This window comes from Mycobacterium sp. AZCC_0083 (genome assembly GCF_014202335.1).
Classification (GTDB): Bacteria; Actinomycetota; Actinomycetes; order Mycobacteriales; family Mycobacteriaceae; genus Mycobacterium.
Genome location: NZ_JACHGP010000012.1, coordinates 204,434 through 230,149, shown reverse-complemented (window position 1 = coordinate 230,149; position 25,716 = coordinate 204,434). Strand labels below are relative to the sequence as shown.

24 protein-coding genes are annotated in these 25,716 nt (G+C 67.2%); 18 read left to right on the top strand and 6 right to left on the bottom strand.

From position 1 onward, the window contains the following. Positions 1-87 precede the first annotated feature (87 nt). The 11 genes from HNP02_RS28450 (at position 88) to HNP02_RS28400 (ending at position 12,568) form a co-directional block, all read left to right on the top strand. Positions 88-1,224 carry an alpha/beta fold hydrolase gene (locus HNP02_RS28450; RefSeq protein ID WP_184443964.1) on the top strand — a complete coding sequence of 379 codons (1,137 nt, stop codon included), beginning with the start codon at positions 88-90 and terminating at the stop codon, positions 1,222-1,224. Continuing rightward, on the top strand, positions 1,221-1,919 hold the full coding sequence (locus HNP02_RS28445; protein ID WP_184443963.1) for a YveK family protein: 699 nt from the start codon (positions 1,221-1,223) through the stop codon (positions 1,917-1,919). The genes HNP02_RS28450 and HNP02_RS28445 overlap by 4 nt, the downstream gene beginning before the upstream one ends. Then, positions 1,919-3,193 carry a lipase family protein gene (locus HNP02_RS28440; protein ID WP_184443962.1) on the top strand — a complete coding sequence of 425 codons (1,275 nt, stop codon included), beginning with the start codon at positions 1,919-1,921 and terminating at the stop codon, positions 3,191-3,193. Before HNP02_RS28445 ends, HNP02_RS28440 begins: the two co-directional genes overlap by 1 nt. Positions 3,194-3,221: 28 nt before the next feature. Beyond that, positions 3,222-4,454 carry a lipase family protein gene (locus HNP02_RS28435; protein WP_309241724.1) on the top strand — a complete coding sequence of 411 codons (1,233 nt, stop codon included), beginning with the start codon at positions 3,222-3,224 and terminating at the stop codon, positions 4,452-4,454. Then, entirely contained in the window at positions 4,441-5,343 is a 903-nt protein-coding gene (locus HNP02_RS28430) for a sialate O-acetylesterase (RefSeq protein WP_184443961.1), read from the top strand. Before HNP02_RS28435 ends, HNP02_RS28430 begins: the two co-directional genes overlap by 14 nt. Further along, positions 5,344-6,657: a lipase family protein gene (locus tag HNP02_RS28425; protein WP_184443960.1), complete on the top strand. Its 1,314-nt coding sequence runs from the start codon at positions 5,344-5,346 to the stop codon at positions 6,655-6,657. Continuing rightward, positions 6,654-7,922, top strand: a complete 1,269-nt coding sequence (locus HNP02_RS28420; RefSeq protein WP_184443959.1) for an acyltransferase — start codon at positions 6,654-6,656, stop codon at positions 7,920-7,922. Before HNP02_RS28425 ends, HNP02_RS28420 begins: the two co-directional genes overlap by 4 nt. After that, complete coding sequence (locus tag HNP02_RS28415) at positions 7,922-9,160, top strand: alpha/beta fold hydrolase (protein ID WP_184443958.1); 1,239 nt, start codon at positions 7,922-7,924, stop codon at positions 9,158-9,160. Before HNP02_RS28420 ends, HNP02_RS28415 begins: the two co-directional genes overlap by 1 nt. A 318-nt stretch (positions 9,161-9,478) precedes the next feature. Beyond that, the gene (locus HNP02_RS28410; RefSeq protein ID WP_309241723.1) at positions 9,479-10,969 is read left to right on the top strand and encodes a sugar transferase; all 1,491 of its coding nucleotides are present in this window, start codon (positions 9,479-9,481) and stop codon (positions 10,967-10,969) included. A gap of 237 nt (positions 10,970-11,206) precedes the next feature. Continuing rightward, positions 11,207-12,040, top strand: coding sequence for a biotin--[acetyl-CoA-carboxylase] ligase (locus HNP02_RS28405; RefSeq protein ID WP_184443957.1), 834 nt, complete (start codon positions 11,207-11,209; stop codon positions 12,038-12,040). A 9-nt stretch (positions 12,041-12,049) separates the two neighbouring features. Beyond that, entirely contained in the window at positions 12,050-12,568 is a 519-nt protein-coding gene (locus tag HNP02_RS28400) for a PH domain-containing protein (RefSeq protein WP_184443956.1), read from the top strand. On the opposite strand, the gene HNP02_RS28395 is transcribed toward HNP02_RS28400, so the two are convergent. Beyond that, positions 12,523-13,164 (bottom strand): GtrA family protein, encoded by a 642-nt coding sequence (locus tag HNP02_RS28395; protein WP_184443955.1) that lies wholly within the window; start codon positions 13,162-13,164, stop codon positions 12,523-12,525. The genes HNP02_RS28400 and HNP02_RS28395 overlap by 46 nt on opposite strands. Positions 13,165-13,270: 106 nt before the next feature. Here HNP02_RS28395 and HNP02_RS28390 point away from each other — a divergent pair, with 106 nt between their 5' ends. Genes HNP02_RS28390 through HNP02_RS28380 form a run of 3 tightly spaced genes read left to right on the top strand, consistent with a single transcriptional unit; the run spans position 13,271 to position 16,171 of the window. Beyond that, positions 13,271-14,458: a 5-(carboxyamino)imidazole ribonucleotide synthase gene (locus HNP02_RS28390; protein WP_184444009.1), complete on the top strand. Its 1,188-nt coding sequence runs from the start codon at positions 13,271-13,273 to the stop codon at positions 14,456-14,458. After that, on the top strand, positions 14,448-14,987 hold the full coding sequence (gene purE, locus HNP02_RS28385; protein ID WP_184443954.1) for a 5-(carboxyamino)imidazole ribonucleotide mutase: 540 nt from the start codon (positions 14,448-14,450) through the stop codon (positions 14,985-14,987). The genes HNP02_RS28390 and purE overlap by 11 nt, the downstream gene beginning before the upstream one ends. Before the next feature lie 14 nt (positions 14,988-15,001). Then, positions 15,002-16,171 carry an acyl-CoA dehydrogenase gene (locus HNP02_RS28380; RefSeq protein WP_184443953.1) on the top strand — a complete coding sequence of 390 codons (1,170 nt, stop codon included), beginning with the start codon at positions 15,002-15,004 and terminating at the stop codon, positions 16,169-16,171. A 6-nt stretch (positions 16,172-16,177) separates the two neighbouring features. Here the strand turns inward: HNP02_RS28380 and HNP02_RS28375 are convergent, their stop codons facing one another. Together HNP02_RS28375 and HNP02_RS28370 are read right to left on the bottom strand one after the other, a co-directional pair. Beyond that, positions 16,178-16,927 carry a TIGR03089 family protein gene (locus HNP02_RS28375; protein WP_309241721.1) on the bottom strand — a complete coding sequence of 250 codons (750 nt, stop codon included), beginning with the start codon at positions 16,925-16,927 and terminating at the stop codon, positions 16,178-16,180. Further along, positions 16,915-18,393: an LCP family protein gene (locus tag HNP02_RS28370; protein ID WP_184443952.1), complete on the bottom strand. Its 1,479-nt coding sequence runs from the start codon at positions 18,391-18,393 to the stop codon at positions 16,915-16,917. The genes HNP02_RS28375 and HNP02_RS28370 overlap by 13 nt, the downstream gene beginning before the upstream one ends. Positions 18,394-18,460: 67 nt before the next feature. Here HNP02_RS28370 and rfbD point away from each other — a divergent pair, with 67 nt between their 5' ends. From rfbD to HNP02_RS28350, 4 genes are all read left to right on the top strand, one after another. Beyond that, a complete protein-coding gene (gene rfbD, locus HNP02_RS28365) occupies positions 18,461-19,327 on the top strand; it encodes a dTDP-4-dehydrorhamnose reductase (protein ID WP_184443951.1) in 867 nt (288 codons plus the stop codon). Positions 19,328-19,405: 78 nt separating this feature from the next. Beyond that, positions 19,406-20,446: a cellulase family glycosylhydrolase gene (locus HNP02_RS28360; protein WP_184443950.1), complete on the top strand. Its 1,041-nt coding sequence runs from the start codon at positions 19,406-19,408 to the stop codon at positions 20,444-20,446. A 22-nt stretch (positions 20,447-20,468) separates the two neighbouring features. Then, positions 20,469-21,356 carry a glycosyltransferase family 2 protein gene (locus tag HNP02_RS28355; RefSeq protein WP_184443949.1) on the top strand — a complete coding sequence of 296 codons (888 nt, stop codon included), beginning with the start codon at positions 20,469-20,471 and terminating at the stop codon, positions 21,354-21,356. A 45-nt stretch (positions 21,357-21,401) separates the two neighbouring features. Continuing rightward, positions 21,402-22,478, top strand: a complete 1,077-nt coding sequence (locus HNP02_RS28350; RefSeq protein WP_184444007.1) for a sugar phosphate nucleotidyltransferase — start codon at positions 21,402-21,404, stop codon at positions 22,476-22,478. Here the strand turns inward: HNP02_RS28350 and HNP02_RS28345 are convergent. The 3 genes from HNP02_RS28345 to cofD are packed head-to-tail and all read right to left on the bottom strand — an operon-like array spanning position 22,460 to position 25,352. Beyond that, the gene (locus HNP02_RS28345; protein ID WP_184443948.1) at positions 22,460-23,002 is read right to left on the bottom strand and encodes an NUDIX hydrolase; all 543 of its coding nucleotides are present in this window, start codon (positions 23,000-23,002) and stop codon (positions 22,460-22,462) included. The two genes, HNP02_RS28350 and HNP02_RS28345, sit on opposite strands and share 19 nt — an antisense overlap. Beyond that, entirely contained in the window at positions 22,999-24,342 is a 1,344-nt protein-coding gene (locus HNP02_RS28340) for a coenzyme F420-0:L-glutamate ligase (protein ID WP_184443947.1), read from the bottom strand. The genes HNP02_RS28345 and HNP02_RS28340 overlap by 4 nt, the downstream gene beginning before the upstream one ends. Next, positions 24,339-25,352, bottom strand: a complete 1,014-nt coding sequence (gene cofD / locus HNP02_RS28335) for a 2-phospho-L-lactate transferase (RefSeq protein ID WP_184443946.1) — start codon at positions 25,350-25,352, stop codon at positions 24,339-24,341. The genes HNP02_RS28340 and cofD overlap by 4 nt, the downstream gene beginning before the upstream one ends. Positions 25,353-25,716 lie beyond the last annotated feature (364 nt).

The following is a 25,716-nucleotide window of genomic DNA, read 5'->3' as shown; positions in this document are numbered from 1 at the left end:
TGTGCGGTACTTACCGCAACGCTCGTAGCGAGCTGCTCCTCGGCCACACCGGTTGCGTCGCCGCCGCCTGCGAGCCACCCACAGGCGGTGAAGACCTTCGCGCCGATCTTCGACGGTGCCGCCGACTGGGCGCCGCCCGACCTGGCCGACACCGGTCCCGGCTCGCTGGTGTCCCTCGACATCATGCACGGCAACGAGGAACTCGAGGACGCCAACGCGACCTACGCCCGCATCGTCTACCGCTCCACGTCGGGTGTCGACGGCAGTCCCACCGAAGTCTCCGGCGTCGTCGCCGTCCCGCCGGGGCAGCCCCCCAAAGGTGGCTGGCCGATCATCTCGTTCGGCCACGGCACGACGGGCGTGCAGAACAAGTGCGCGCCGAGTCGGTTCCCGACGCTGCCAGGCAACGGCTTCATGATGCAGGCCATGGTCCTGAACGGCTTCGCCGTCACGATGACCGACTACCAAGGACTCGGTGTCCCGGGCTACTACCACCCCTTCCTGGACTCGAAGACCTTCGGCTACAACATGATCGACGCCGTGCGCGCCATCAAGCGGATTGGCGCGGATCTGAGTGACCAATGGGTCGCCTTCGGGCACTCGCTTGGCGGCATGGCGGCCTGGGCCGCAGCGGACCAGAACGGTACGTACGGCAAGGGTCTCGACTTGATGGGCACGTTGGCCATGGCGCCCGCAGCCGACATGGCCGGGATGGCCGACGCCGCGTGGGACGGCACCCTGACCGCCGACCAGCGGGTGGCGATGGTCTTCGCGCTCGAGACGCTGTCGTGGTCGCATCCCGACCTTGACCTGGACAAGTACCGTCGTGGCTACACCGCCGAGAACTGGGACAAGCTGCTGGACTGCTTGCCGCCCAACCTGGACGACATCATGACGACGCGGTCCAAGATGCTGAACTCCGATCTGAAGCCCGAAACACCGGCAGACCGCGATCGACTGCGTGACCTTCTGCAAGCAATGGCAGTGCCGCAGAACAAGCTCACCACGCCGTTGATGGTGGTGTACGGCACCCAGGACACCCTCGTCGACCTTCCGTGGTTCGAGCAGGCGGTTCAGAAGGCGTGCGGGCAAGGGGACGCCATCCAGCTCGAGAAGAGCATCGGTCAGGGGCACAGCGATCTCGACAGCCCCTTCGGACTGCCGTGGTTGCGTGATCGTCTTACGGGACAGACGATTCCGAACTCCTGCGTGGACAAGCCGTGAGGCCACCCGTCGACGTTCCGCGCGTCAGGGACTATGCGCGCATCGTCGCTCGCGGTTGGCTGGTGATCCTCGCCGCGACCGTGCTCTCGGCCGTCGCGGTGGTCGCCTACCAACGCTATCTTCAGGCTCCGGTCTACGTGGCGTCGACGCAGTTGTTCGCCCAGGTGCCCGGTGACGCAATGGTGCACTCGGCGTACGAGGGCAACCGCGGCAGCGAAGTCAGAATCGAGACCTACACACAACTGGCCAAGTCGTCGATCGTGACCCTGCGGACTATCGACGAACTCGGCCTCCCCGACACACCGGCGCAGTTGGCGAAGCGCATCACGGTCAAATCCGTGCCGGACACGTTGTCGCAGTTCGCCTATCCGCTGTCGGTCCTGCTCAACGTCCAGGTGAGCGGCAGCAACCAGGACGGCATCGTCGACGTCGCCAACGCCGTCGCACGCAACCTCTCCGCGGCGACACAGGAACTGGAGTGGACGGGTACCGAGTCCGGTCCATCGTTGGTGATCGTCGACGAAGCCAAGTCGGCCTCGGAGGCGCACCCCTCACTGCTGACCAACGCTTCGATCGGCGGAGGCATTGGCTTCGCATTGAGCTGCCTGGTGATCCTCGGTCTTGGCATCGGCCGCGACAGAGTGCTCAGCCGGGAGCAGCTCGCGTTCATCACCGACCAGCCAACGGCGTCGTGATGGGCCGCCGCAAGACGTTGGCGCTGTTCGCGGTGCTCTCCGTCGTGGTGCTCGGTGCGTGCGGGCAACAGAGGCCGCAGCCACCGCCGCCACCGCAGGCCGGCTTCGGATCGAGCATGCCGGGCGTGCCGGTGAAGGCCGACCTCTCCGGTTCGGGGCCAGGCACGGTGACCTCGGCGGTCACGTTGGCCAACGTCGATCGCCGGATCATCAAGGTGACGTCCGTGGCCGCTCGCGTCGTGTACGAGTCGAAGTCGGGTATCGACGGAAGTTCGCAGCTCGTCTCGGGTTCGGTGTTCGTGCCCAAGGGGGAGCCGCCGCCGGAGGGCTGGCCGATCGTGGCGATGGGGCACGGGACCACAGGCATACAGCACGACTGCGGGCCGTCCCTGTGGCCGACTCTCCTTGGCGCATCGGAGGCCGTCGCGACATTGGTGAGCGGGGGCTTCGTCGTGACCATGCCCGACTATCAAGGCCTCGGCATTGATCGGAGTTATCACCCGTATCTCGACTCAGCCACCGTCGGCTACAACCTGATCGACGCCGTCCGTGCGGCGCGCAAGGTCGCCCCCGCCGCATCGGACCGGTGGCTGGCATTCGGGTCGTCGCAGGGTGGGCAGGCCTCGTGGGCAGCCAACGAGCTGGCAGGCTCCTACGGCGACGGACTGCAGCTGCTGGGGGCGGTGAGCGTATCGCCTGCCGCGAACGTGGCGGGTCTGGCCGACGCCGCGGCGGCAGGAACACTCACTCTCGAGCAGAGTTCGGCACTGCAGTGGGTGCTCGTCGCGCTCAAGGAAGAACATCCTGAGTTGAACCTCGACGACTACCGGCGCGGCATCGTTGCCGAGAAGTGGGACGTGCTCTCGGCCTGTGCCGGACCGCTTGTCAATCAGCGCGGGGACGTCACCAAGCAGGTGACCCCCGACGACCTGAAACCTTCTTCCCCAGAGGCGGTCGACCGCTTGCGCGACTATCTGGCGGACATGAGCCTGCCGAAGGGGCGGACGTCGGCGCCGATGCTGATCCTGTTCGGCGAGCTCGACAAGGTGGTGGCACCGCAGTGGACCGAGGCCGCCATCGCTCGAGCGTGCTCGATGGGCGACGTCATCGAGGCGTATTCGGTGCCGGGCCGGGGGCACGACGACATCGACGGATCCGTCGCACTCGGGTGGATCAAGCAGCGGTTCGCCGGTGGTATCGATGCGCACAACTCGTGCGACGTCCCCGATGGGCCCGTGCTGACGCTGAGTCCCAAGCCCTGGTATCAGGAATGAGGGCGGAACCCAACGGGTCTGGTGGCGGGTGACACGCCGCAGGGTCCTCCTGATCGCAGTCCCGGTGCTGATCGTCGTCGTTGTCCTCGTTGTGGTTTCGTTGACGGTCGGTCGCCCGGCTCTGGAACGGCTGGTATCGGGTTCTCGATCCGATTCCAGCGAGCCGAAACCGATTGAATCCGCGGATCTGAGCGGAACGGGGCCTGGCTCGCTGGTGAGCGCCGTCACCATGGAAGCCCTGTCGCGCACCAACTTCGGGCGATCCGTCCGCTCGGCCCGGGTACTCTACCGCTCGACGTCGGGAGATGACGGTGCGCCGACGGTGGTCTCCGGCACCGTGTTCACACCGGTAGGGGACCCGCCGTCAGGTGGATGGCCGGTGGTCTCCTACGGGCACGGCACCACCGGCTGGCAGGAGGACTGCGGCCCGTCGCTGTCTGCGTCGTTGTTGGGCCAGGACCTCGTCGTCGACGGTTTCACCAAGCGCGGCTATGCAGTGGCGATGGCCGATTACCAGGGTTTGGGCTCTCCGGGCATACATCCCTACAGCGACGCGCGCACAGCAGGTTTCAACATGATCGACGCGGTCAGGGCGCTGCGGGCCACGTTCCCCGGCGTTTCGGAACGCTGGGCTGCGCTCGGCGGGTCCCAGGGTGGCGGAGCGGCATGGTCGGCCGACGAGCAAGCCTCGACCTACGCACCCGAACTCAACCTGGTTGGCGCCGTGGGTCTGTCACCGGCCGCGGACGTGAAGGGACTGGTGGACAAGGCCGTTTCGGGAACGCTGACCGATGATCAAGGTCCGGTGCTCCAGGCGATCCTGTTCTCGCTTGCGCGACTGCATCAGGACTTCAACCTCGATGACTACCGGCACGGTGCGGCAAAACAGTACTGGGACGTGTTGGCCTCATGCAGCGGACCCGACGTGCACGCGCGCACGGCGGCGGGGAAGGCACTGGGTCCTCGGGACTTGGCGCCGAGCTCTCAGGAGGCGGCGGACCGACTCCGGAGTTTTCTGGCCAAATGGGCGCTGCCACAACGCAAGCTGTCCGCACCGTTGTACGTCGCCTTCGGCGCACGGGACACCTACATCGACCCGGCATGGACCATCGCCGCGATCAAGCGCGCCTGCACGCTCGGCGGAAACGTGTCGTGGAGCGAAGACCCCAAGGCCGGCCACGGGGACATCGACTGGGCGGGCGCGCTCGACTGGCTCAACGATCGATTCGAGGGCAGGCCGGCGGTCAATGAATGCTCGTAGAAATCCCGATGGCGACGGGCCGCTCTGGCGGCAGTTGATCGTCGAAGCCAAGTGCATCGTCAAGCGTCGAATCGCGAAGCCGGGCATCCCGGTGGACGCGCCCGACCAGCCCTACCTCGTGGTGCCGATTCTCGGGCAGTCCAACGCGTTCGGGATGGGGCTCGGGCTGGACCCCACCGGGCTCGACCGCGAGCACCCGTTGGTCCACCAGTGGGCCATGTGCGGGCCGTCGAAGGGGACCGTGGTCCTTGGCGTGGATCCACTGCTGCACGAAATTCCCTGTAAGAGAGTCGGATTCGGTCCCGCATTCGCCAAGCGGCTGGCCGATGCGACGGGCAGGGCGGTGCTGCTCATCCCCGGCGCCCGCGGCGACACGTCCTTCACCCCGAAGAACGGTTACACCTGGGACGGGAACGACCGCTCGACGAGGGTGAACCTCTACCGGCGAGGGGTCGCCGCGATCGACGCCGCGCTCGCTCGCTACCCGGGCAGCCACGTCGCAGCCATCCTGTGGCACCAGGGCGAGACCGACGTACCGCTGATGTCGCCAAGCGCCTACCAGGACAAGCTCGACTCCCTGATCGACGACCTGCGCGCACGGTACGGCGCCGACGTTCCGTTCGTCCTCGGCCAGATGGTGCCCGAGGAGATGGAGCTCAGCGGAAAGCCATACGCCGGAATCGACGCGGTGCACCAGGACACTCCGAATCGGCGCCACCGCACCGCATTCGCGCCAGGGCCGCGGTCGTCGTTCAACAGTGACGTCGATCGGCACTACAGCGGCGCGGGCCTACGGGAGCTGGCCGAACGGATGTGGTCGGCATACAGCGCGATGTGTCCCGACGAGCTCGACGGATACCGGTCCGACGGCCAACGAAGGGGACGGTAGATGCGCGGTCGCGTGCTGCTCGCATGCCTGCTGTCGGCGGTCTTGATCGCAACCGGCTGCACCCGGCATGGCCCCGCTGAAGCATCCCAACCTCCTGCGGCAGCGGGAGTGTCGCTGCCCGGCGAGTACGGCGGCCAGGAGCCCGGCTCGCTGATCTCGGCCAACAGCATGCCGACGCTCGATCGGCGGCTCAACGTGGCGACGTCGGTTGCGGCGCGCATCACCTATCTGTCGACGTCTGGCATCGACGGCAGCCAACAAGAGGTGTCGGGAACGGTCTTTGCGCCCAAGGGTGACCCTCCAGACGGCGGCTGGCCGATCATCGCCTACGGGCACCCGACCACCGGCATCGGTTCGGAGTGCGCACCGTCGCTTGACCCGATGCTCCTCGGGCTTTCGACGACGGTCACGGGATTGGTCAAGGCGGGCTTCGTGGTCGCGGTATCCGACTACCAGGGATTGGGACTGGACCGTACCTATCACCCCTACCTCGATGCCACGACCGAGGGCCACAACCTGATCGACTCGGTGCGGGCTGCGCGCAAGCTGATCCCAGGCACATCCGACCGTTGGGCAGCCTTTGGTGGCTCCGAAGGCGGTCAGGCGGCGTGGGCCGCCAACGAGCTGGCAGCCGAATATGGCGGGGGCCTCAACCTGGTCGGGTCGGCGAGCTACTCCGCACCGCTGGCGATCGACGGTTTCGCCGATGCCGCCGTCGACGGAACCCTCACGTCAGAGCAAAGACTTGCCCTGTTGCAGATATTGACGTCACTGGCAAAGGAGTCTGCAGACTTCAGGCTCGATGACTACCGCAGGGGTGTCGCGAGCGCCAAACAGGAAGCGCTGCTCGCGTGCAAGGGTCCTGAAATTACCGAACGTGAAGATTTAGCGAATCAGGTGTCGGCTGATGACATGCGGCCGATAGATCAACAAGCTGCGGATTCTCTCCGAACTCGCTTCCAGGAGATGTCCCTACCCCGCCTTCCAGCAACGGCCCCGATGTTGATCGTCTATGGTGGACAGGACCAAATCGTCCCGCCGACTTGGACAGATCGAGCGTTGGACGCGGCCTGTAGGAAGGGCGACATCATTCAAATCGAGCTGCAACCAGACAAGGGACATGCCGACGTCGACGGCGGAACAGCGTTTCCGTGGGTCAATGATCGGTTTGCCGGAGTACCACCCCGCAACGATTGTCCGGAGTTCATCGGGCCGCCAGAACCCCCAGTGGCGCCCGAGGCGACCGACGGAACGCAGTCGTCAGACACGACCGACTCCGCCGCGGCGCCTGCGCCGTCCGAGGCGTCTGAGTGACGGCTAATGTCGAGCCCCGAACGGTCGTTGCAGCCGTCGGGGTGTCGACGAGACCGCGGATCATCGGGCTCGACGGGGCGCGCGGTCTGTCCTGCCTTGGCGTGGCGGTCATGCACATCTGCTGCCACTACTCGCCGAACACGGCCTCGACCTACCGGACCAACCTGTTCGGGACCGGCCTGATCTTCTTCTACGTCCTGAGCGGCTTCCTGTTGTTCCTGCCCTACGTGCGGAACCTGGTGGCTGATCGCGAGTCCGCCAAATTGCCAAGCACGAAGAACTTCGCGATCCACCGGTTCGCGCGGATCATGCCGGGCTATCTGGCCATCTTCCTACTGTGCAACTACGTCTTCAGCGTGGCGTACGTCCAGAACGCGGCGATACAACCTCCGCGAACCGAAGACGGCACGGGGACCATCACCAACATCTGGCAACTGCTTGCCAACCTGACGCTGGTGCAGTCCTACGTGCCGCAGTACTTCCAGACCGGCCTGAATCCGTCCTGGTCGTTGACCCTGGAGCTCGCGTTCTACGCGTCGTTGCCCGTGCTCGGCGCGCTACTGTTCATGCTCCGCAAACGAACGCCGCTGCGGCCCTTTGGCATTGCGCTCGTCGCCCCTGCCTTGATGTTGGTCATCGGCTTCGTCGGCAAGATGATGTTGCCCTTGCTGATCGCGCACTTCGGTGTCACCGATCCGCTGATGGTCGAGTGGGGACCCAACTGGGTCGCAGTCTTCCTGCGCAGCTTCATCGCCAGCGCGGACAACTTCGCGTTCGGAATGTTGGCGGCGGTCGTCGTGGTCGCGATCGAGCGGCGCGTGCTGCGCGAGTCGGTCAGCCGCCGGGTGCGGATGGTGTCCGCCGTCGCGGCGCTTCCGGTGGCACTTCTGTGCGCCGTTCTGCTCGCCTCCGGGGGAGTGATGGCGCTGTTCGGTGTCAGTGCGGTGGCGCTGCTGGCGGGACTGGCGATACTCGTGATCGTGGTACCGCTGATGCGGGGCGAGACGTCGGCCATCGCAAACCTGTTGGAAATGGCGCCGTTTCGATTCATCGGCAAGATCTCGCTGTCTGCATACCTATGGCATTTCCCGGTGATGCTGCTGCTCGGTCGCGCCGGGCTGATGGCGAGTGACACACTTGGTGGGATGGTGTGGAACGTGGCGCTGGGTCTCACCGCGGCGGTGCTGATCTCCGTGGTCACCTACTACGCCGTGGAACGGCCCGCGGTGAACTGGGCCAAGAGATACCGGTACGGGACGGCTTGATGGGCAAGACGCTGCGCAGGGTCGCGTTGACGCTGACCACCGCGCTCGGCGTCGTCCTGGTAGTGGCATCGCTTCCCGTGTCGTGGAACCTGGCCACCGGTCTACTCGGATCGATTACCCGATCCGCGTCGCAACCCGTTCCGATCCAAGCCGCAGATCTCACCGGCACCGGGCCGGGATCGCTAGTCAGCGCGATGACGATGCCGGGCCTTGCGGCGAGCTCCGTGGGCCTTCACATGCAGTCGGCGCGGGTGGTCTACCGGTCCACGTCCGGTGACAGCGGTGCGTCCACGGTGGTCTCGGGCAGTGTCTTCGTGCCGCTGGGGGCGCCGCCCGCCGGGGGTTGGCCGGTCGTCGCCTTCGGGCACGGCACCACCGGTATCGACGAGGAATGCGCACCGTCGCACTCTGATTCGCTGATGGGCATGGCTGGCGTGCTGGCCGGGCTGACCGCCAAGGGGTTCGCCGCGGTCATGCCGGACTACGAAGGTCTCGGTGCGCCAGGCGTGCACCCGTACACCGACGCGCGGACCGCGGGCCTGAACATGATCGACGCGGTCCGTGCGCTGCGGTCCACCTTCAAGAACGTCTCGACGCGGTGGGCGGCGATCGGGCACTCGCAAGGTGGTGCCGCCGCATGGGCGGCCGACGAACGCGCCCACCAATATGCGCCAGAGCTCGACCTCGTCGGCGCGGTCGCGCTTTCGCCCGCCGCCGACGTCTCCAAGCTCGTCGACAAGGCGCAAGCGAGCACGCTGACGTCTGACCAGGTGCTGGCGTTCGTGTTGGTAGTCGAATCGCTCGCGCGTCGGTTCCCCGATCTGAACCGCGACGACTACCGCCACGGGCTGGCACGGCAGTCCTGGGATGCGCTCACCGCGTGTGCGGGGCCACTGGTGGCTCGGCGGGCCGAAGTGGCCGTCGGCCTCAAGCCGGCAGACGTTGCGCCGAGCTCGCCGGCCGTCGCGACGCGGATGCGCCAGATACTTCAACGATGGGCGCTACCCCAGCAGGCTCTTTCGGCCCCGCTGTTCGTGGTGTACGGAACCAACGACACCCTCATCGACCCGCAGTGGACCACTGACGCCATCGCACGGGCGTGTTCGCTGGGTGGCTCGATCGCCTGGGACTTGCAGCCGGGCAAGGGGCACGGCGACATCGACTTCGCGCCCGCGTTGGCGTGGATCGTGGACCGCTTCGCCGGCACGCCTTCGACGAACGAGTGCCCGTCCCAATAGGCCTCCGAACGGCCATCGGGTGGCGAAGATCACCCGCTGCAGACCTTGCTCACAGTGCTGCGATGTTGCTGTGGACGACGGCACTCGGCCGTACCGCTGGCCGTTCCGCGACGCTACCGTTCCTCGCCGCCGCAACGAGACCTGTTAGCCGCCTGCCAATTTAGCCGCCTCGCGAAAGCCGCCAAGCAGGGCGAATCATCGTGACCTGCGTATTTCCTGAATGTGTGGCGTCGGCTGGCAAACAGTGTCATAGTGTTACCGAACACGGGGGCAAACCAAATCGCGCAAGCTGCCAGCAAACAGGAGGTGTGGCGATCAGTGTCGGTAACGGAACAGGTTTTCGCTCCCGCCCGGACGCCCCTTAGGGCGGTCAACCCCTCGGACGGCCCACGGTGGCAGCGCCGCTACGTACGCGCCCTGATTCTCACCGATGTCATCGTCGTCGGGGGCGCCATGGCCTGCGCTCAGATGATCAAGCTTGGTCGCCCGATCACGGCGCTCGATCCGGCCTCGATCTACTTCTCGGTCCTCTCGGTCTTCGTGGCCGCGATCTGGTTGGCGCTTCTCGCGGCGTACCGCACCCGCTCGCCGCGCATCGTCGGCGCGGGCGTCGAGGAGTATCGCCGCGTGGTGGCCGCGACGCTCGCCACCATCGGCGTCGTCGCGGTCGCACTGATGATCTTCCGGCCGGAGTACGCCCGCGGTTATCTCGCCGTCGCGTTCCCGCTCGGGCTGGCCGGCCTCGTCGTCGGCCGCAACATCTGCCGGGGGTACCTGGCCAGGCAGCGCCGTCGCGGACACTGCGTGGTGACGGTGCTCGCCGTCGGTGATGCACGGGCCGTCCGCAGCCTGGTTCAGTCGCTGACCCGCGGTTGGGGATACGGATACTCCGTCATCGGCGTGTGCCTGACCGGCCGCAGTTCGGGCGGAACCATCGACATCCCAGGTGTCGGCACGCTGCCGGTACTTGGCGACGAGGGCAAGGTCCACGACGCGATCCTCAAGACAAACGCCGACACCGTCGCGCTGACCACCACCGATCACCTCGGCCCAGAAGGTGTCAGGGAATTGTCGTGGGACTTGCACACGCTGGGCGTTGACCTGGTGGTCACGCCCGGTGTCGTCGACGTCGCAGGCCCACGGCTGACCATGCGCCCTGTCGCCGGACTCCCGCTGATCCACGTGGAGAAGCCGCAGTACAGCGGCACCAAGAAGGTGCAGAAGCTCGCGTTCGACTACTTCGTGTCGGTGTCGGTGCTCCTCGGCGCGCTGCCGGTGATGATCGCCGCTGCCATCGCCATCAAGCTGACCAGCAGAGGTCCGGTGTTCTACCGCTCGGAGCGCATCGGTCTCGAGGGCACGCCGTTCCAGATGGTCAAGTTCCGCACCATGGTGGACGGCGCCGACAAGCAGGTCGCGAGCCTTGCCAACACCAACGAGAGCGTCGGCGGGGTGCTCTTCAAGATCAAGGACGACCCGCGCATCACCGGCATCGGCCACCTGCTGCGGAAGTACAGCATCGACGAGCTGCCCCAGTTCTTCAACGTGCTGAGACGCGACATGAGCGTCGTCGGCCCGCGGCCGCCGTTGCGCCGCGAGGTGGACACCTACAACGACCAGGTTCGCCGTCGGCTGCTGGTGCTGCCGGGCATCACCGGGCTGTGGCAGGTGAGCGGCCGCTCCGACCTGTCGTGGGAGGACTCGGTCCGCCTTGACCTGTCATACGTCGAGAACTGGTCGATCACCAACGACGTGCTGATCGCGGTGAAGACCATTCGCACGGTCGCGACGGGCAACGGCGCGTACTGAGAGCGGGGCCCGGCACATCGGCCCAGCAACCATCGACACGCGACCCGTCCAGGTCAAGGGCAACACGTTACTCGGAGCCACCCGCAAAATGTGAAGATGCGTCATTTTTCGGTGACGCGCCAATTCCACGACTGTTCAAGATCGCCATGGTGCGGCTAGCGTATCCGTCCGCGACGTTGCTCTCCTGCCGAGACCGGCCCTTCGTGATCGGAAACACACCGCAATAGGCTGACCGCCATGACTACCGACGACTGGCGCAACGCCCTGGACGCGACTGCACTTCGCGACGGTCTGGTCCGCTCACCGTGGCAGCGGATCGACGTGGTTGCCGAGACCGGTTCCACCAATGTCGACCTGATCGCCCGGGCGGCGGCAGGGGAGGACATCGAGGGCGTGGTACTCGTCGCCGAAAATCAGACGGCGGGCCGCGGTCGCAACGGCCGCAGCTGGTCGGCGGTACCCGGCGCGCAGATCTCGATGTCGGTCGGGGTGAGCGCCGACGGCATCCCCACCACGGCGTGGGGGTGGATACCGCTGGTTGCCGGCTTGGCGGTGCTCGACGCCGTCGGCCCGGTGTCGGGCGTGGAGGCCGGCCTCAAGTGGCCCAACGACGTGTTGGCCCGCCCGCCCGCGCAGGGCAAGCTGGCAGGCATCCTCGTCGAGGTGGCGGCGCCCGCACCCGCCGTCGTGATCGGCATCGGGCTCAACGTGTCGCTGGTCGCCGATGAACTGCCCGATCCCGGCGCCACGTCGCTGGCGATGCTTGGCGGGCGTCCCACCGACCGCCGTGACCTGATCGTCGCCCTCCTGGAGGGCCTGGAGCGGCGCATCGCGGGTCTGCGGGCTGCGCAGGGGGCTGACGCCGCGCTGATCGCCGAGTACACCTCGCGCAGCCTCACCATCGGCGCGCGGGTCCGCGCCACGATGCCCGGTGATCGAGAGATCGTCGGCGACGCCAAGAACATCGACGAACAGGGCCGGCTGTGCATCGACACGGGCGCCGAGACCGTCGTCGTATCGGCGGGAGACATCGTGCATCTTCGGCCCTTGGGTGACGCCGACTCTGGGTAGAGTCGCACCGTGGGGTACCCGGATAACGTGCTGGCCGCCGACGAGCGCGTCGTGCTGCACCGGCATCCGCACTGGAAGCGGTTGATCGGACCCGTCCTCGTCCTGCTGCTGGCGACGGCACTCGCGGCGTTCGGCGCCGCGGTGGTCAACCACATGACGTGGGATCACACGGCCAAGAACATCGTGATGATCGTCATCGGGGTGGTCTGGCTGGTGGTCGTCGGGTGGCTGGTGGTGTGGCCGTTCCTGAACTGGCGCACAACACATTTCGTCATCACCGACCGCCGCGTGATGTTCCGGCACGGCCTGCTCACCCGGTCGGGCATCGACATCCCGCTTGCGCGGATCAACAGCGTGGAGTTCCGGCACGGTTTGATCGACAGGATGGTGCGCACGGGCACGCTGATCATCGAGTCGGCGAGCCAGGACCCTCTAGAGTTCCACGACATTCCGCGCGTCGAGCAGGTGCACTCCCTGCTCTATCACGAAGTCTTCGACACCCTCGGCTCGGAGGAGTCGCCAAGCTGAGCCGTCCTGCGGGCTCGCCTGCCAATGTGGCCGTCCTCGTACTGATCCTCGATCGCTTCCGCGATGCCGCCGGCGGTCATCGACGCCTCGACGACCTTGTCGGGATGGCGGGCGAACTCGTCGGGGAAGACCCAGCGGCGGAACGCCCAGAACCGGAACGCCATCTGCAGCAGGTTGCCGATGACGTACGCCGAGATGAAGTCGGCGATGTTCTCCATGGTCAGCGAGACGTCGGGGACGCGAAACTGCAACACGTAGCTGGAGAAGTACAGCGGGGCCATGCTCAGAAGCACGCCGACGCCGCTGACGCCGAAGAACAGCAGTGCCTCGTGGTGCCGTTCCCGGCCGCCGCGGTCCCGGAAGCTCCATTCCCGATTCAGGATGTAGGACGCGATGACCGCGACGATGCCGGAGATGATCTTGGCGGTGACCGGCTTGGGCTCGAGGATCGTCAGCTTCAGCGTGTAGAAGATCGCCGAGTCGATGATGAACGTCGTGCCGCCGACGATCGCAAACTTGATGAGCTCGTGATGCCGTTCGGCGTAGGGCCGCATTACGCGGGGTAGCCGCGCAATGGTGGCATCGGTAAAAGACACAAGAGGGCAGTCTACGGAAATCTCACACCCGACGTGTACCCGCGCAGGTCGCAGCCGGTTCCTGGCGTGACAACATAGCACCGTGAGCGCACCCCCAGTAGTGGTCATGATCGGCGGCGGCCAGCTGGCCAGGATGACCCACCAGGCCGCAATCGCGCTCGGTCAGACCCTGCGGGTGCTCGCGGCGAGCCCCGACGATCCCGCCGCGCAGGTGACCCCCGACGTGGTGCTCGGGGCCCACACCGACATCGACGCGCTGCGCAAGGCGGCCGCGGGGGTGGACGCGCTGACCTTCGACCACGAGCACGTGCCGACCGACCTGCTCGACGAGCTGGTCGCCGACGGCGTCAACGTGGCCCCGCCGCCACAGGCGCTCATCCACGCCCAGGACAAGCTGGTGATGCGACGGCGGCTGGAGGAGCTTGGCGCGCCGGTGCCGCGGTTCGCGGAGGTGACGACGGTCGATGACGTCGACGAGTTCGCCGCGCGCATCGGTGGGCCGATCGTGGTGAAGACGATCCGGGGCGGGTACGACGGCCGCGGTGTCACGCTGGCCCGCGACGCCGCCGAGGCACGCGAGGCCGCCGGCCGATATCTCGCGGACGGCGTTGCGGTTCTCGTCGAGGAACGCGTCGACATGCGCCGTGAGCTGTCCGCGTTGGTGGCGCGGTCGCCGTTCGGGCAGGGCGCGGCGTGGCCGGTGGTCGAAACCGTGCAGCGCGACGGCATCTGCGTCGAGGTCATTGCTCCCGCCCCCAAGCTGAACTCGGAACTGGGCGGCGCCGCAGAGGCACTGGCGCTTCGACTGGCCAACGAACTCGGGGTGGTCGGGGTGCTGGCCGTCGAACTGTTCGAGACGGTCGACGGTGGGCTGCTCGTCAACGAGTTGGCGATGCGCCCGCACAACTCCGGCCACTGGAGCATGGACGGCGCAAGGACCAGTCAGTTCGAACAACACCTGCGTGCGGTGCTGGACTATCCGCTCGGGGACACCCGGCCGATTGCCCCGGTGACGGTGATGGCCAACGTGCTTGGCGCGCCGGTCGCGCCCGCGATCGGCATGGACGAGCGTCTGCACCATCTGTTCGCGCGGATCCCCGATGCCAAGGTGCACCTGTACGGCAAGGCCGAACGGGCGGGGCGCAAGATCGGGCACGTAAACGTGCTCGGTGCGGCCGACGGTTCGCCTTCCGACGACGAATACGTCGCGTACGTCCGGGAGCGGGCGACGCGGGCCGCGCACTACTTGTCACATGGCGAGTGGACGGATGGATGGGACGGACATGCCAAGTAGTAGCCCTCGGGTCGGCGTCATCATGGGCAGTGACAGCGACTGGTCGGTGATGGAGGACGCGGTGACCGCGCTGGCCGAGTTCGAGGTGCCGTTCGAAGTGGGAGTGGTGTCGGCGCACCGCACACCCGGCCGGATGCTCGACTACGCGCGCAGCGCCGCGGGCCGTGGCATCGAGGTCGTCATCGCGGGCGCAGGCGGAGCCGCGCACCTGCCAGGCATGGTCGCCGCCGCGACGCCGCTGCCGGTGATCGGCGTTCCGGTGCCACTGGCGCGGCTCGACGGCCTGGATTCGCTGCTGTCGATCGTGCAGATGCCTGCCGGGGTCCCGGTCGCCACGGTGTCGATCGGCGGTGCCCGCAATGCGGGCCTGCTGGCCGTGCGCATCCTCGGTTCGTCGGATCCCGCGCTGCGCGCGCGCATGGAGCGGTTTCAGACCGACCTTGAGGAAGTGGTGCTGCAAAAGGACGCAGCGCTGCGGGATCGGCTGATGGGCCGAGATTCTGCACAAGGTAAAGTTACCGGCGAGTAGCAAGGAGACTTTTCATGGCTGACCGACTGGGTAATCCCGCGTTCGACGTGTTCCGGCTTGCCGATGAACACAACGAGCTGCGCACGGTTTTACGGGACCTGTGTGAGAAGGAAATCGCGCCGTACGCAGCGGATGTCGATGAGAAGGCCCGCTACACCACTGAAGCTCTAGCGGCGCTCTCCGCCAGTGGTTTCTCGGCGATTCACATTCCCGAGGAGTACGGCGGACAGGGCGGCGACTCGATCGCTGCGTGCATCGTGATCGAAGAGGTCGCGCGGGTGTGTGCGTCGTCGTCGTTGATCCCGATCTGCAACAAGCTCGGCACCATGGGCATGTTGATGCGCGGTTCCGAAGAGCTCAAGAAGCAGGTGCTGCCCTCCATCGGAGCGGGGGAGGCGACGGCTTCGTATGCGTTGTCGGAGCGGGAGGCGGGCAGCGACGCGGCGGCGATGCGGACTCGCGCCAAGGCCGACGGCGACGACTGGATTCTCAACGGATCGAAGTGCTGGATCTCCAACGGCGGCCACTCCACCTGGTACACGGTGATGGCGGTGACCGACCCCGACAAGGGCGCCAACGGCATCTCGGCGTTCGTGGTGCACAAGGACGACGAGGGCTTCTCGGTCGGGCCGAAGGAACGCAAGCTCGGCATCAAGGGCTCGCCGACCACGGAGTTGTACTTCGAGGAATGCCGCATTCCAGGAGACCGCATCATCGGCGACCCTGGCACCGGGTTCAAGACCGCATTGGCGACGCTGGATCACACCCGCCCGACGATCGGTGCGCAGGCCGTCGGCATTGCCCAGGGGGCGCTCGAGGCTGCGATCGCCTACAGCAAGGAACGCAAGCAGTTCAAGAAGGCGATCAGCGACTTCCAGTCGATCCAGTTCATGCTCGCCGACATGGCGATGAAGATCGAGGCCGCGCGCCTGATGGTCTACAGTGCCGCGGCGCGGGCCGAGCGTGGCGAGCCGAATCTGGGGTTCATCTCCTCTGCGGCAAAGTGTTTCGCTTCCGATGTCGCGATGGAGGTCACCACCGACGCGGTCCAGATCTTCGGCGGCTACGGCTACACCGTGGACTTCCCGGTCGAGCGGTTCATGCGCGACGCGAAGATCACCCAGATCTACGAGGGCACCAATCAGATTCAGCGCGTGGTGATGTCACGCGCTCTGCTGAAGTGAGCGCACCTAACCGCGGGTGACCTTCTCGGTTGTTCGGCGCCGCTCCTGGGCGTCCTGGTCGGGGTTGGTCACCTGTACGAGTGACGCGCCCGCGGCGAACACTGCGAGCAGATGGTCGACCATGGCCTCTGCGGTATCCCATCCGGCGGTCGACAAGACCCGGTCGGTCGAAGTCAAACCCATTGCCGCGCCAGCTGTTTCGGCCGCCGCAAGGACTTCGGCCGGCGATTGCTCGGCCAGAGCGGGGCCTGGCTGAGGCGCTGGGGAGATCTGGTCACCGTGCACCCGCACCGATGTGGCGTAGTCGGTGATGCCGAACGGCAGGTCGGCGATCGGCTTGCCGAACGGGTCCAACGACAGGGCGACCACCTCGCCGCCGGGTACGACGGCGGCGTCGGCCTCGTCCAGCCGGTCCGCGGTGCAGCAGGCGATGTCACAATCCCCTTGCCCGAGTACGACTTCCGCACCGATGTACCAAACCCCGAGCAGGACACCCGCCGTCTGCCAGTGCGCGGGAAGCAGGATTGCCACCCTGCTGCCGGGGCCTGCGCCGAGCTCGTCGCGCAGCAGGTTCGCCGACTTGGCCGCCCAGTTGTGCAGTGTTGCGGTGGACAGCTCGATGCGTTCGCCGGTCGCGTCGTCGTAGTAGGTGATGCGGGGCCCGGCCGGGTTGATGCGCAGCAGCGGATCGAGCACGGAGGCGCTGAGAGTGCTTCCGGGCGAGCGAAGCGACGGGGGGGTGCTCAGTTCACGCACTCCGGATCGTTGGAACCCGCGGTGATGATCGGCGACGGTGGAGGCGGGGCGTCGGTGGAGGCGTCGGCCGCAACGGGGTCGGCGGTCTGGGTGTTGCCCGCCGACGAATCCTCGGAGCCGAGGCCGGAGCCGGGCCCGGTGTAGTCCGAGGAGAGCACGACCTTCACCGACCCAGGAGCCACCGATGCGTCCTCGACGACCGGAAGACTGCCAAGCTCCTTCGCGACGGCCTCGGCGCCGAGATCATCGGACTTGGCGGCCCGGACCTGGCTGCGCGAGACGTGCTCGGTGTCGTTGTTGCCGATCGCACCGGCGGTGAAACCCTTGCCGGTCAACACCTCCGAGACCGAGGCGGCGAGCCCGCCGATGTCGGTGTCGTTGACCACGTCGGCGGTGGTCTTGCTCGGCGAATAGGCGAGCTGCTCGGTCTTGCCCGCGTCCTGGTCCTGCAACAGGCCTGACACCCAGGTCTGGACCTGGCTCGGATCCACTCGCACCACGCTCTGCATGCCGTCGTCGCTCCAGCCGTCCTCCTGAAGGACCGGAATCGTGGCGAATGCGACGTTGCCTCCGGCCAGCTTCTGCAGCTGTGTGATGAAGTCCATGATGTCCCAGCCGTCGGAGATCACCACCGAGCGCTGCACGGCGTCCTGCAATCGGTTGAGCGTCGCCGGACTGGACAGCGTCTTGCCCGAGATGACCTGGTGGGCGAGCGACGCCATCACTACCTGCTGGCGCACCACCCGGTCGAGGTCGCCCCGCGGAAGGTCGTGGCGCTGCCGGACGAAGCTCAAGGCCTGCGGGCCGTCCAGCTTCTGCCAGCCGGCCGGGAAGTCGGCACCCGAAAGTGGTTCGTAGACGGCATCTTTCAGGCAGACGTCGACGCCGCCGAGGGCATCGGTGATGAGGGCGAAGCCGAGCAGGCCGATCTCCGCGTAGTGGTCGACGGTGACCCCGGTCAGCTTGGCGACCGTCGCGATCAGCGCCTCGCGGGCCGCCGCCGTCGCTTGCGGCTCGGCCTTCGCGGGATCCATGCCTTCCTGTTCGACGAGCTCCTTCATCCTGTCCAGCTTGACCTCGCCGAAGACGCCGTTGATCTTCATCTTGCCAAGCCCTGGCGCATCGACGTAGGAGTCGCGAGGGATGGAGATTGCGGTGGCCGACTTCCCGTTGTTCGGGATGCGCACCAGGATGATCGTGTCGGTGTTGGTCGACACGTCGTCGCCTGCGCGCAACATGGCCAGTTCGTCGGCGGACAGCGGGTTGCCGTGCGCGTCGGTCCGGCTGTCCAGCCCGACCAGCAGGATGTCGATGGCACCGTCCTCGCCGCCACCCCCGAGGGATGCGGCGCTGATGTGGTTGATACCGGACTCGAACGAGCGGATCTTTCCCCACGCGACGCCTGTGCCGACGACGACCACCAGTGCCGCGATCACGGCAATGGCGCGGGTGAGGCGACCTGGCATCAGCCCAGGCTACTTGCGACGAGGCCACAGACCGGGTAGCTGGAGTCGGCGTGCCAGACTCGGGGGCATGTCGCAGAGGATCGTCATCATCGGGGCCGGAGGTCTCGTCGGTACCGTCTTGGCAGCTCAGGCCACCCAACGCGGGCACGAGGTGCTGGCGTTGACGTCGGCGCAGTGCGATGTCACCGACGCAACGGCCATTGAGCGTCACGTCGACGCGGATGACGCGGTGATCAACTGTGCCGCGTACACCAAGGTCGACGAGGCCGAGCGCGACGAGGAGAGGGCGTTCGCCGTCAACGCGACGGGAGCGGAGAACGTGGCGCACGCGTGCGCCCGCGCAGGCGCAGGCCTAGTGCACGTCTCCACCGACTACGTGTTCAGTGGCGACTTCGGTGGCGCCGAACGCCGCCCCTACGAGATCGACGACCAGACCGGTCCACTGAGCGTCTACGGACGGAGCAAGTTGGCAGGTGAGTTCGCCGTGCTGGCCGCCATGCCAGACGCACACGTGGTGCGCACGGCGTGGATCTTCTCTGGAGGCGACGGCGGTGACTTCGTCGCGACCATGCGCCGGCTGGCCGCCGGTGACGGGACGGTGGACGTCGTGGCCGACCAGATCGGATCGCCGACCTACGTTGGCGATCTGGTCGGCGCGCTGCTCGAGGCGGCAGCAGGGACGATCAGCGAACCCGTGCTGCACGCGGCGAACGACGGCGAGACCAGTCGCTTCGAGCAGGCTCGGGCGGTGTTCGAATTCGTCGGGGCCGACCCGGCCAGGGTGCGTCCCGTCGACACGGGCCGCCATCCCCGGCCTGCGTCCCGACCGCAGTACTCGGCGCTGTCCGGCGCCAGGTCCGCGGACGCCGGTCTGACGCCCCTGCGGCCGTGGCGTGATGCGCTGGAATCGGCGCTGGCGAGCGTTCCGGGGTGACGTTTGGAGGCTGATCCTGCCGGGTGGCAGTCGTTGCTGCAGGGCGGCTCTGCGTGGTGGTGCGGTAGTTTTCTGGGCATGGCGAAACGGGCGGGGCGTTATTTTGCGCGGGCAGTGGCGGCGTCGCTGGCGATCGTCGTCGGCCTTGCCGTGCCCGCCCCGGCCCAAGCGGCGCTGCTGTTCCCGGCGGCAGGGTACGGCTTTGGTGACGGCGCCCAGATGACGTGGCTCGGCGCCGACGACGTCAATCGCGAGCTCGACGCCGTAGCCAAGACCAGCGCTACGTGGCTCCGGGTGCTCATCCCGTGGACCCAGATCGAGACGGCAAAGGGTCAGTACGACTGGCGCCAGACGGACGTCGTGATCAACGCGGCGGCGGCGCGCAACTTGAGGGTGCTCGGCGTCATCGCCTACTCGCCGACCTGGGCGCGTCCGGCGGGCACCTCCTTCAGCGCCCCGCCGGACAACGCGTCCGACTACGCCGGCTTCTCCACCGCAGTGGTGAGTCGGTACGGGTCGCGAGTGTCCAACTGGCAGCTCTGGAACGAGCCGAACCTTCCACTTTTCTTCGGGGGCACGCCCCGCAACGCCCCGCGGTACACCGACTTGGTCAAGGCCGCCTATCCGGCGATCAAGGCCGCGCAGCCAGGCAGCACCGTGGTGCTCGCCGGTTTCAGCCGACTGCCGGGAGAGGAGTCCCCGCCTGCGTTCCTCACCCAGATGTACGCCTTGGGCGCCAAGGGCAACTTCGACGCCGCTGCGGCTCACCCCTACGTCTTTCCCACTGGGTTCGCCGCCAACCCGGAGAACGGCTGGTCGGACGTCCCTGCGCTGCACGACGTCATGGCCGCCAACGGCGACGGTGGCAAGAAGATCTGGATGACCGAGTTGGGCGCGCCGACGAGCGAAGACTCCGACGGAGTCAGCCAGGAGGAGCAGGCCAAGCAGATCACCGACGTGCTGGCGGCCGCGGCGGCCACCGGCTACAGCGGTCCTGCGTTCATCTACAGCATCCGCGACACCGACACGGCCAATCGCGGGGACAGGGAGTCCAACGTCGGCGCCCTCCTCACATCGGACTGGCAGCCCAAGTACAGCGCCGGGGTGTTTGCGCGCTGAACGCCATGAAACCCTCTACGCCGTGAGCGACGAACTGGTCGTAGTGACCGTGACGTACTCGCCGGGGCGCCATCTCGACCGGTTCCTGGCCACGCTGTCGCACGCAACCGAGCGCCCAGTCACCGTCGTGATGGCGGACAACGGTTCGACCGACGGTGCCCCCGAGGAAGCCTTGGAGCGCCATCCCAACGCCCGACTGCTGCGCACCGGGGGCAACCTCGGCTACGGCGCCGCCGTCAACCGCGCCGTCGCGGACTACCTGGCCGATCCCGCGACCGATTCCGAGTTCTTCATCGTCGCCAACCCCGACGTGCTGTGGGGCCCGCGCAGCATCGACGCCCTGTTGGAGGCGGCAGCCCGGTGGCCACGGGCCGGGGCGCTCGGCCCGTTGATTCGCGACCCCGACGGTTCGGTGTACCCATCGGCGCGCCACCAGCCCAGCCTGATCCGCGGTGGCATGCACGCGGTGGTCGGACTGGTTTGGAAATCCAACCCCTGGACCGCCGCGTACCGCCAGGAGCGCGTCGAGCCCAGCGAACGCCCCGTCGGCTGGCTGTCCGGATCTTGTCTGTTGCTACGTCGGGCCGCCTTCGATGAGGTCCGGGGCTTCGATGAGCGGTATTTCATGTACATGGAGGACGTGGACCTGGGAGACCGCCTCCACGAGGCCGGTTGGCTGAACGTGTACGTGCCGACGGCGGAGATTTTGCACGACAAGGGCCATTCCACTGGTCGCGATCCGGCCCGCAACTTGGCGGCGCATCACGCCAGCACCTACACTTTCCTCGCTGATCGACATCGCGGGCGGTGGCAAGCGCCGCTGCGATGGGCCTTCAAGTCCGCTCTCGCCGCGCGCTCGCGGCTGGTTGTGGGTAAAGCTAGGCGTAATGCGGCGAAAGGAGAGCGATGAGCGCTCGCGCGAATTGCAGAGGAGGCCGCTGACGTGGCGACCCCAGTGGATCCCGCGCACGTCGACGCGGTCGTGTTGGTCGGCGGGCAAGGCACACGCCTGCGTCCGCTGACGTTGTCGGCACCCAAGCCGATGCTGCCGACGGCAGGTCTTCCGTTCCTGACTCACATGCTGTCGCGGATCGCCGACGCTGGCATTCGGCACGTCGTGCTCGGCACGTCGTACAAGGCCGGTGTCTTCGAGGCGGAGTTCGGGGACGGCTCGAAGCTCGGTCTGGAGATCGAGTACGTCGTCGAGGACGAGCCACTCGGCACGGGCGGCGGCATCGCCAACGTGGCATCGAAGCTGCGGTACGACACCGCGATGGTGTTCAACGGCGACGTGCTCTCCGGCTGCGACTTGAGGGCGCTACTCGCGAGCCACTCCGAACGCGAGGCCGACCTCACCCTGCATTTGGTCCGAGTCGGCGACCCGCGGGCATTCGGTTGTGTGCCAACCGATTCCGACGGTGGGGTCCTGGCGTTCCTTGAGAAGACCCAGGATCCGCCCAGTGATCAGATCAACGCTGGCTGTTACGTCTTCCAGCGCGACGTCATCGAGCGGATCCCGAAGGGCCGCGCCGTGTCGGTCGAGCGCGAGGTGTTCCCGTCGCTGCTCTCCGACGGCTTGAAGGTGTGCGGTTACGTCGACGCCACCTACTGGCGCGACATGGGCACGCCGGACGACTTCGTGCGTGGCTCGGCCGATCTCGTCCGCGGCATCGCGCCGTCGCCCGCATTGAAGGGGCACCGCGGCGAGGAGTTGGTGCACGAAGGCGCAGCGGTCGCACCGGGTGCGCTACTGATAGGCGGAACGGTCGTCGGCCGCGGCGCGGAGATCGGGCCTGGCGTGCGACTGGACGGTGCGGTGATCTTCGACGGTGCGCGCATCGAGGCCGGGTCGGTCATCGAACGCTCCATCATCGGCTTCGGGGCCCGCATCGGCCCGCGGGCACTGATCCGCGACGGCGTCATCGGCGACGGCGCGCACATCGGTGCGCGGTGTGAGCTTCTGCGTGGCGCCCGGGTGTGGCCAGGGGTGCACATCCCCGACGGAGGCATCCGCTACTCGACGGACGTCTGAGCGGCCCGCACCAACTGCCGAACGCCGTAGTCGGCACCGTCCGGCAAGCCGTCGAGCGGCCACCACCGCAGATCCAGTGATTCGTCGCTGCAGGTGATCTGAGCACCCTCGGGAGCGTGCGCGACGAACTGGACGTCGAGGTGGCGGGTCGGCACGCCCAAGGAACACGTGACGGGGTGCACGTGCAACGCGACGGGCGTGGCGGTGACGGTCAGCCCGTCGATTCCCGATTCCTCGGTTGCCTCGCGCAGTGCCGCGGCCGCGATGTCGGCGTCGGTGTCCTCGCAGTGCCCGCCGAGCTGCACCCAGCGGCCCAGTCGCGGGTGCAGGGTGAGCAGTGTCTGAGTGCCGGTGTGGTCGAGCACCAGCGCCGACGCGGTGATGTGACCAGGCACGCATGCCCGCTGGCACGCATCGGGGCGGCCGAGGACGAAGCTCAGCACCGCGTTGCGCAACGAGTCCTGCGCGGGATCGGCTGGTTCCCAGCCGGTGAGCGTGGCGACGACCGACTCGTGCAGGGTCATCGCTCTATCAGGAGGCCGGCCGTCGGGACGGGATCACGGGGGCCGGTCACCTCGGCGGGATGGCCGATCGCGATGGCGCCCAGCGGTTCCCAATCGGGCGGAAGATCGAGTTCGGTGCGCACCAGATCCTGAGCGAAGATCGTCGAGCCGATCCAGCAGCTGCCGACGTCCCGAACCGCAAGTGCCACCAGCAGCGCCTGCACCGCAGCGCCGACCGCGACGGTGAACATCGTCTTCTCGGCGGCGGTCCTCGCGGCGTCGGGGTAGGCGTGCGCCCCGTCGGGCACCATCACGGGGATGACGAGTTCCGGTGCGTCGTACAGGATCTGGCCGCGATTGAGGCGACGTTCGACGGAGTCGGCTTGACGTCCGTCACCGGTCAGGTCGGCGCGCCACTGCTCCTTCATGCCGTCCAGCAGTCGGATGCGAGTGGCGTGGTCGCGGATCCAGACGAAACGCACGGGCCGGGTGTGGTGCGGTGCCGGCGCCGTCAGCGCCTCGCTCACGGCGTCTTCGATGGCGGCGGCGTCGACGGGTTCGGAGCTGAACTGCCGGACCGATCGCCGCGTCAACTGCGCTTGGCGTCTGCCAAGTTCCAATGCTTCTTCGGTGCCCAGCCAGAAGAGGTCCTCCTCGCCGGCACGAACCAGCGTGCGCCCGTTGGAGCCGTCGTCGTGCGGCCGCAGCCCGCGCACGACGGCGACCGGGACGCCGGTGAGTTTGCCCTTCACCAGATCGGCCGCGCCGGCGATCTCATCGGCGACGGCCACTTCGGTCACCAATAGTTCGTTGCCGTGCGGATCGTGGGCTCCCGCGTAACCGTGAAGGACTGCCAGGCCCGCGGCACCGATGGCGGCGTCCGTCTGGCCGTTGCGCCACGCCCGCCCCATCGTGTCGGTGATCACCACGCCGACGGTGATGCCGAGGAGTTCCAGCAGCCGACTGCGAAGTGCGCGTGCGCTGCCGTCGGGATCGACGGGCAGCAGGGCCAATTCGGCGGCGTCGACGTTCGAGCCGTCCACTCCCGCCGCGGCCTGGATCAGGCCGATGGCGTTCTCCGTGATCAGCGTGCGGCCCTTGCGTGCCAGGACGCGCACCGCCTCGTCGTCGATCAGCCTGCGGCGCAGGGCGTCCCTCTCCTCGGGATCGGTAGGGGCCGCGACGATGCGGCCCTCGCTCTTGGAGAGCACCTTGCTGGTGACCACCAGGACGTCGTCGTCGCGCAGCCATGGTGCCGCGGCTACGATCGCCGCCGCCACGTCGTCACCCGGGCGGAACTCGGGCAGCCCTGGCACGGGCAGGATCTCGACGGCGCCGCCGGAGCCATGATCGGTGCTCACGCCGGGATACCCACCAGTTCCAGTCCGCTCCGCACCATTTCGGCGGTGGCCTTCGGATCGGTCATCAACAGCGGAATCGATCGCACCTCGACGCCCTCGACGGTCGCCTCGTCACCTTCGTCGATCAGCCAGCCATCGAGGATGCCGACGCCCGAGCGGGCCCCGAAGTGGGCGCCGACGGCTTGCGACGTAGTCTCGACGCCGATTGTCGACAGGCACTCATCGGCCATCCCGCGCAACGCCTTTCCTGCCACGATGGGGGAGTAACCGACCACGGGCGCGGTCGTCGAGCGCAACGCGCCCCGAATGCCGGGAACCGCGAGGATGGTGCCGATGCTCACCACCGGGTTCGACGGCGCCAGCAGCACGACGTCAGCGTCGGCGATCGCCTCGGTGACGCCGGGCCCCGCGGCCGCCGTGTCGGCGCCAATGAAAGCGAAGCCATGCGTGGGGATCTGGGCGCGATAGCGCACCCACCACTCCTGGAAGTGGATCGCTCGCTGAGCGTCCGGCTGGCCACCGGAATCCGACACTCCGCCCGATACGACGACATGCGTCTCGCTGCGATCGTCGGTGACGGGCAACAGGCGCGCGCCGGGCTGCCATCTCTTGCACAGGGCTTCGGTCACCTGCGAGAGCGGGTAGCCCGCCCGTAGCATCTGGGTGCGGACCAAGTGCGTCGCCAGATCCCGGTCGCCGAGGCCGAACCAGTCGGGCTGCACGCCGTAGGCCGCGAGTTCTTCCTTCGCGTGCCAGGTTTCGTTGGCGTGGCCCCAACCCCGTTCGGGGTCAATCCCTCCACCTAAGGTGTACATACAGGTATCGAGGTCGGGGCAGATCCGGACGCCGTGCATCCAGGCGTCGTCGCCCACGTTCACGATCGCGGTGAGTTCGTGGTCGCCCGCCGCGCCGGTGCCCGAGCCCGCGAATTGCCCGAGGCCCAGCAACTGTTGGACTCCAAGCAAGAACTTTGCGCCGCCGACACCGCCGACCAAAACCGAGACCTTCACAGCGACCGAGAGTAGGCCCTTGCGCCGCCGCGGGGGCGTCCGCGGGGGCCGTTTGACGACACGCCGGGTAACCGACGCGCCGAATTTCGGTAACGGGATGGTATGAAATTCGGTCCTAGCGCTTGACCCGTGCAGCTAACCCGTGTCTAATCACATCAGTGTCATTCCCGGTTGGACGGCCGGTTCCGGTGTCGCAGACCGAGATTCGATCACCTGTTCGAATGAAGGTGTTGTACATCGCAACATTGGGGCTCCACTAGGGATCTACGAAACCAGATGAGGAGGCGGAAGATGTCTTATGAGCGCGTTGATTTCGATCGTGTCATCCACTTCGACAGTCGGATGCTCGGCTCAGTAGGCAGTA

What these genes read in the sequence shown, in the direction of transcription:
- HNP02_RS28440 (WP_184443962.1), top strand. Translation starts at nt 1,919, where the DNA reads ATGGGCCGCCGCAAGACGTTGGCGCTGTTCGCGGTGCTCTCCGTCGTG.
- HNP02_RS28430 (WP_184443961.1), top strand. Translation starts at nt 4,441, where the DNA reads ATGAATGCTCGTAGAAATCCCGATGGCGACGGGCCGCTCTGGCGGCAG.
- HNP02_RS28425 (WP_184443960.1), top strand. Translation starts at nt 5,344, where the DNA reads ATGCGCGGTCGCGTGCTGCTCGCATGCCTGCTGTCGGCGGTCTTGATC.
- HNP02_RS28415 (WP_184443958.1), top strand. Translation starts at nt 7,922, where the DNA reads ATGGGCAAGACGCTGCGCAGGGTCGCGTTGACGCTGACCACCGCGCTC.
- HNP02_RS28405 (WP_184443957.1), top strand. Translation starts at nt 11,207, where the DNA reads ATGACTACCGACGACTGGCGCAACGCCCTGGACGCGACTGCACTTCGC.
- HNP02_RS28390 (WP_184444009.1), top strand. Translation starts at nt 13,271, where the DNA reads ATGATCGGCGGCGGCCAGCTGGCCAGGATGACCCACCAGGCCGCAATC.
- purE (WP_184443954.1), top strand. Translation starts at nt 14,448, where the DNA reads ATGCCAAGTAGTAGCCCTCGGGTCGGCGTCATCATGGGCAGTGACAGC.
- HNP02_RS28380 (WP_184443953.1), top strand. Translation starts at nt 15,002, where the DNA reads ATGGCTGACCGACTGGGTAATCCCGCGTTCGACGTGTTCCGGCTTGCC.
- HNP02_RS28370 (WP_184443952.1), bottom strand. Translation starts at nt 18,393, where the DNA reads ATGCCAGGTCGCCTCACCCGCGCCATTGCCGTGATCGCGGCACTGGTG.
- rfbD (WP_184443951.1), top strand. Translation starts at nt 18,461, where the DNA reads ATGTCGCAGAGGATCGTCATCATCGGGGCCGGAGGTCTCGTCGGTACC.
- HNP02_RS28360 (WP_184443950.1), top strand. Translation starts at nt 19,406, where the DNA reads ATGGCGAAACGGGCGGGGCGTTATTTTGCGCGGGCAGTGGCGGCGTCG.
- HNP02_RS28345 (WP_184443948.1), bottom strand. Translation starts at nt 23,002, where the DNA reads ATGACCCTGCACGAGTCGGTCGTCGCCACGCTCACCGGCTGGGAACCA.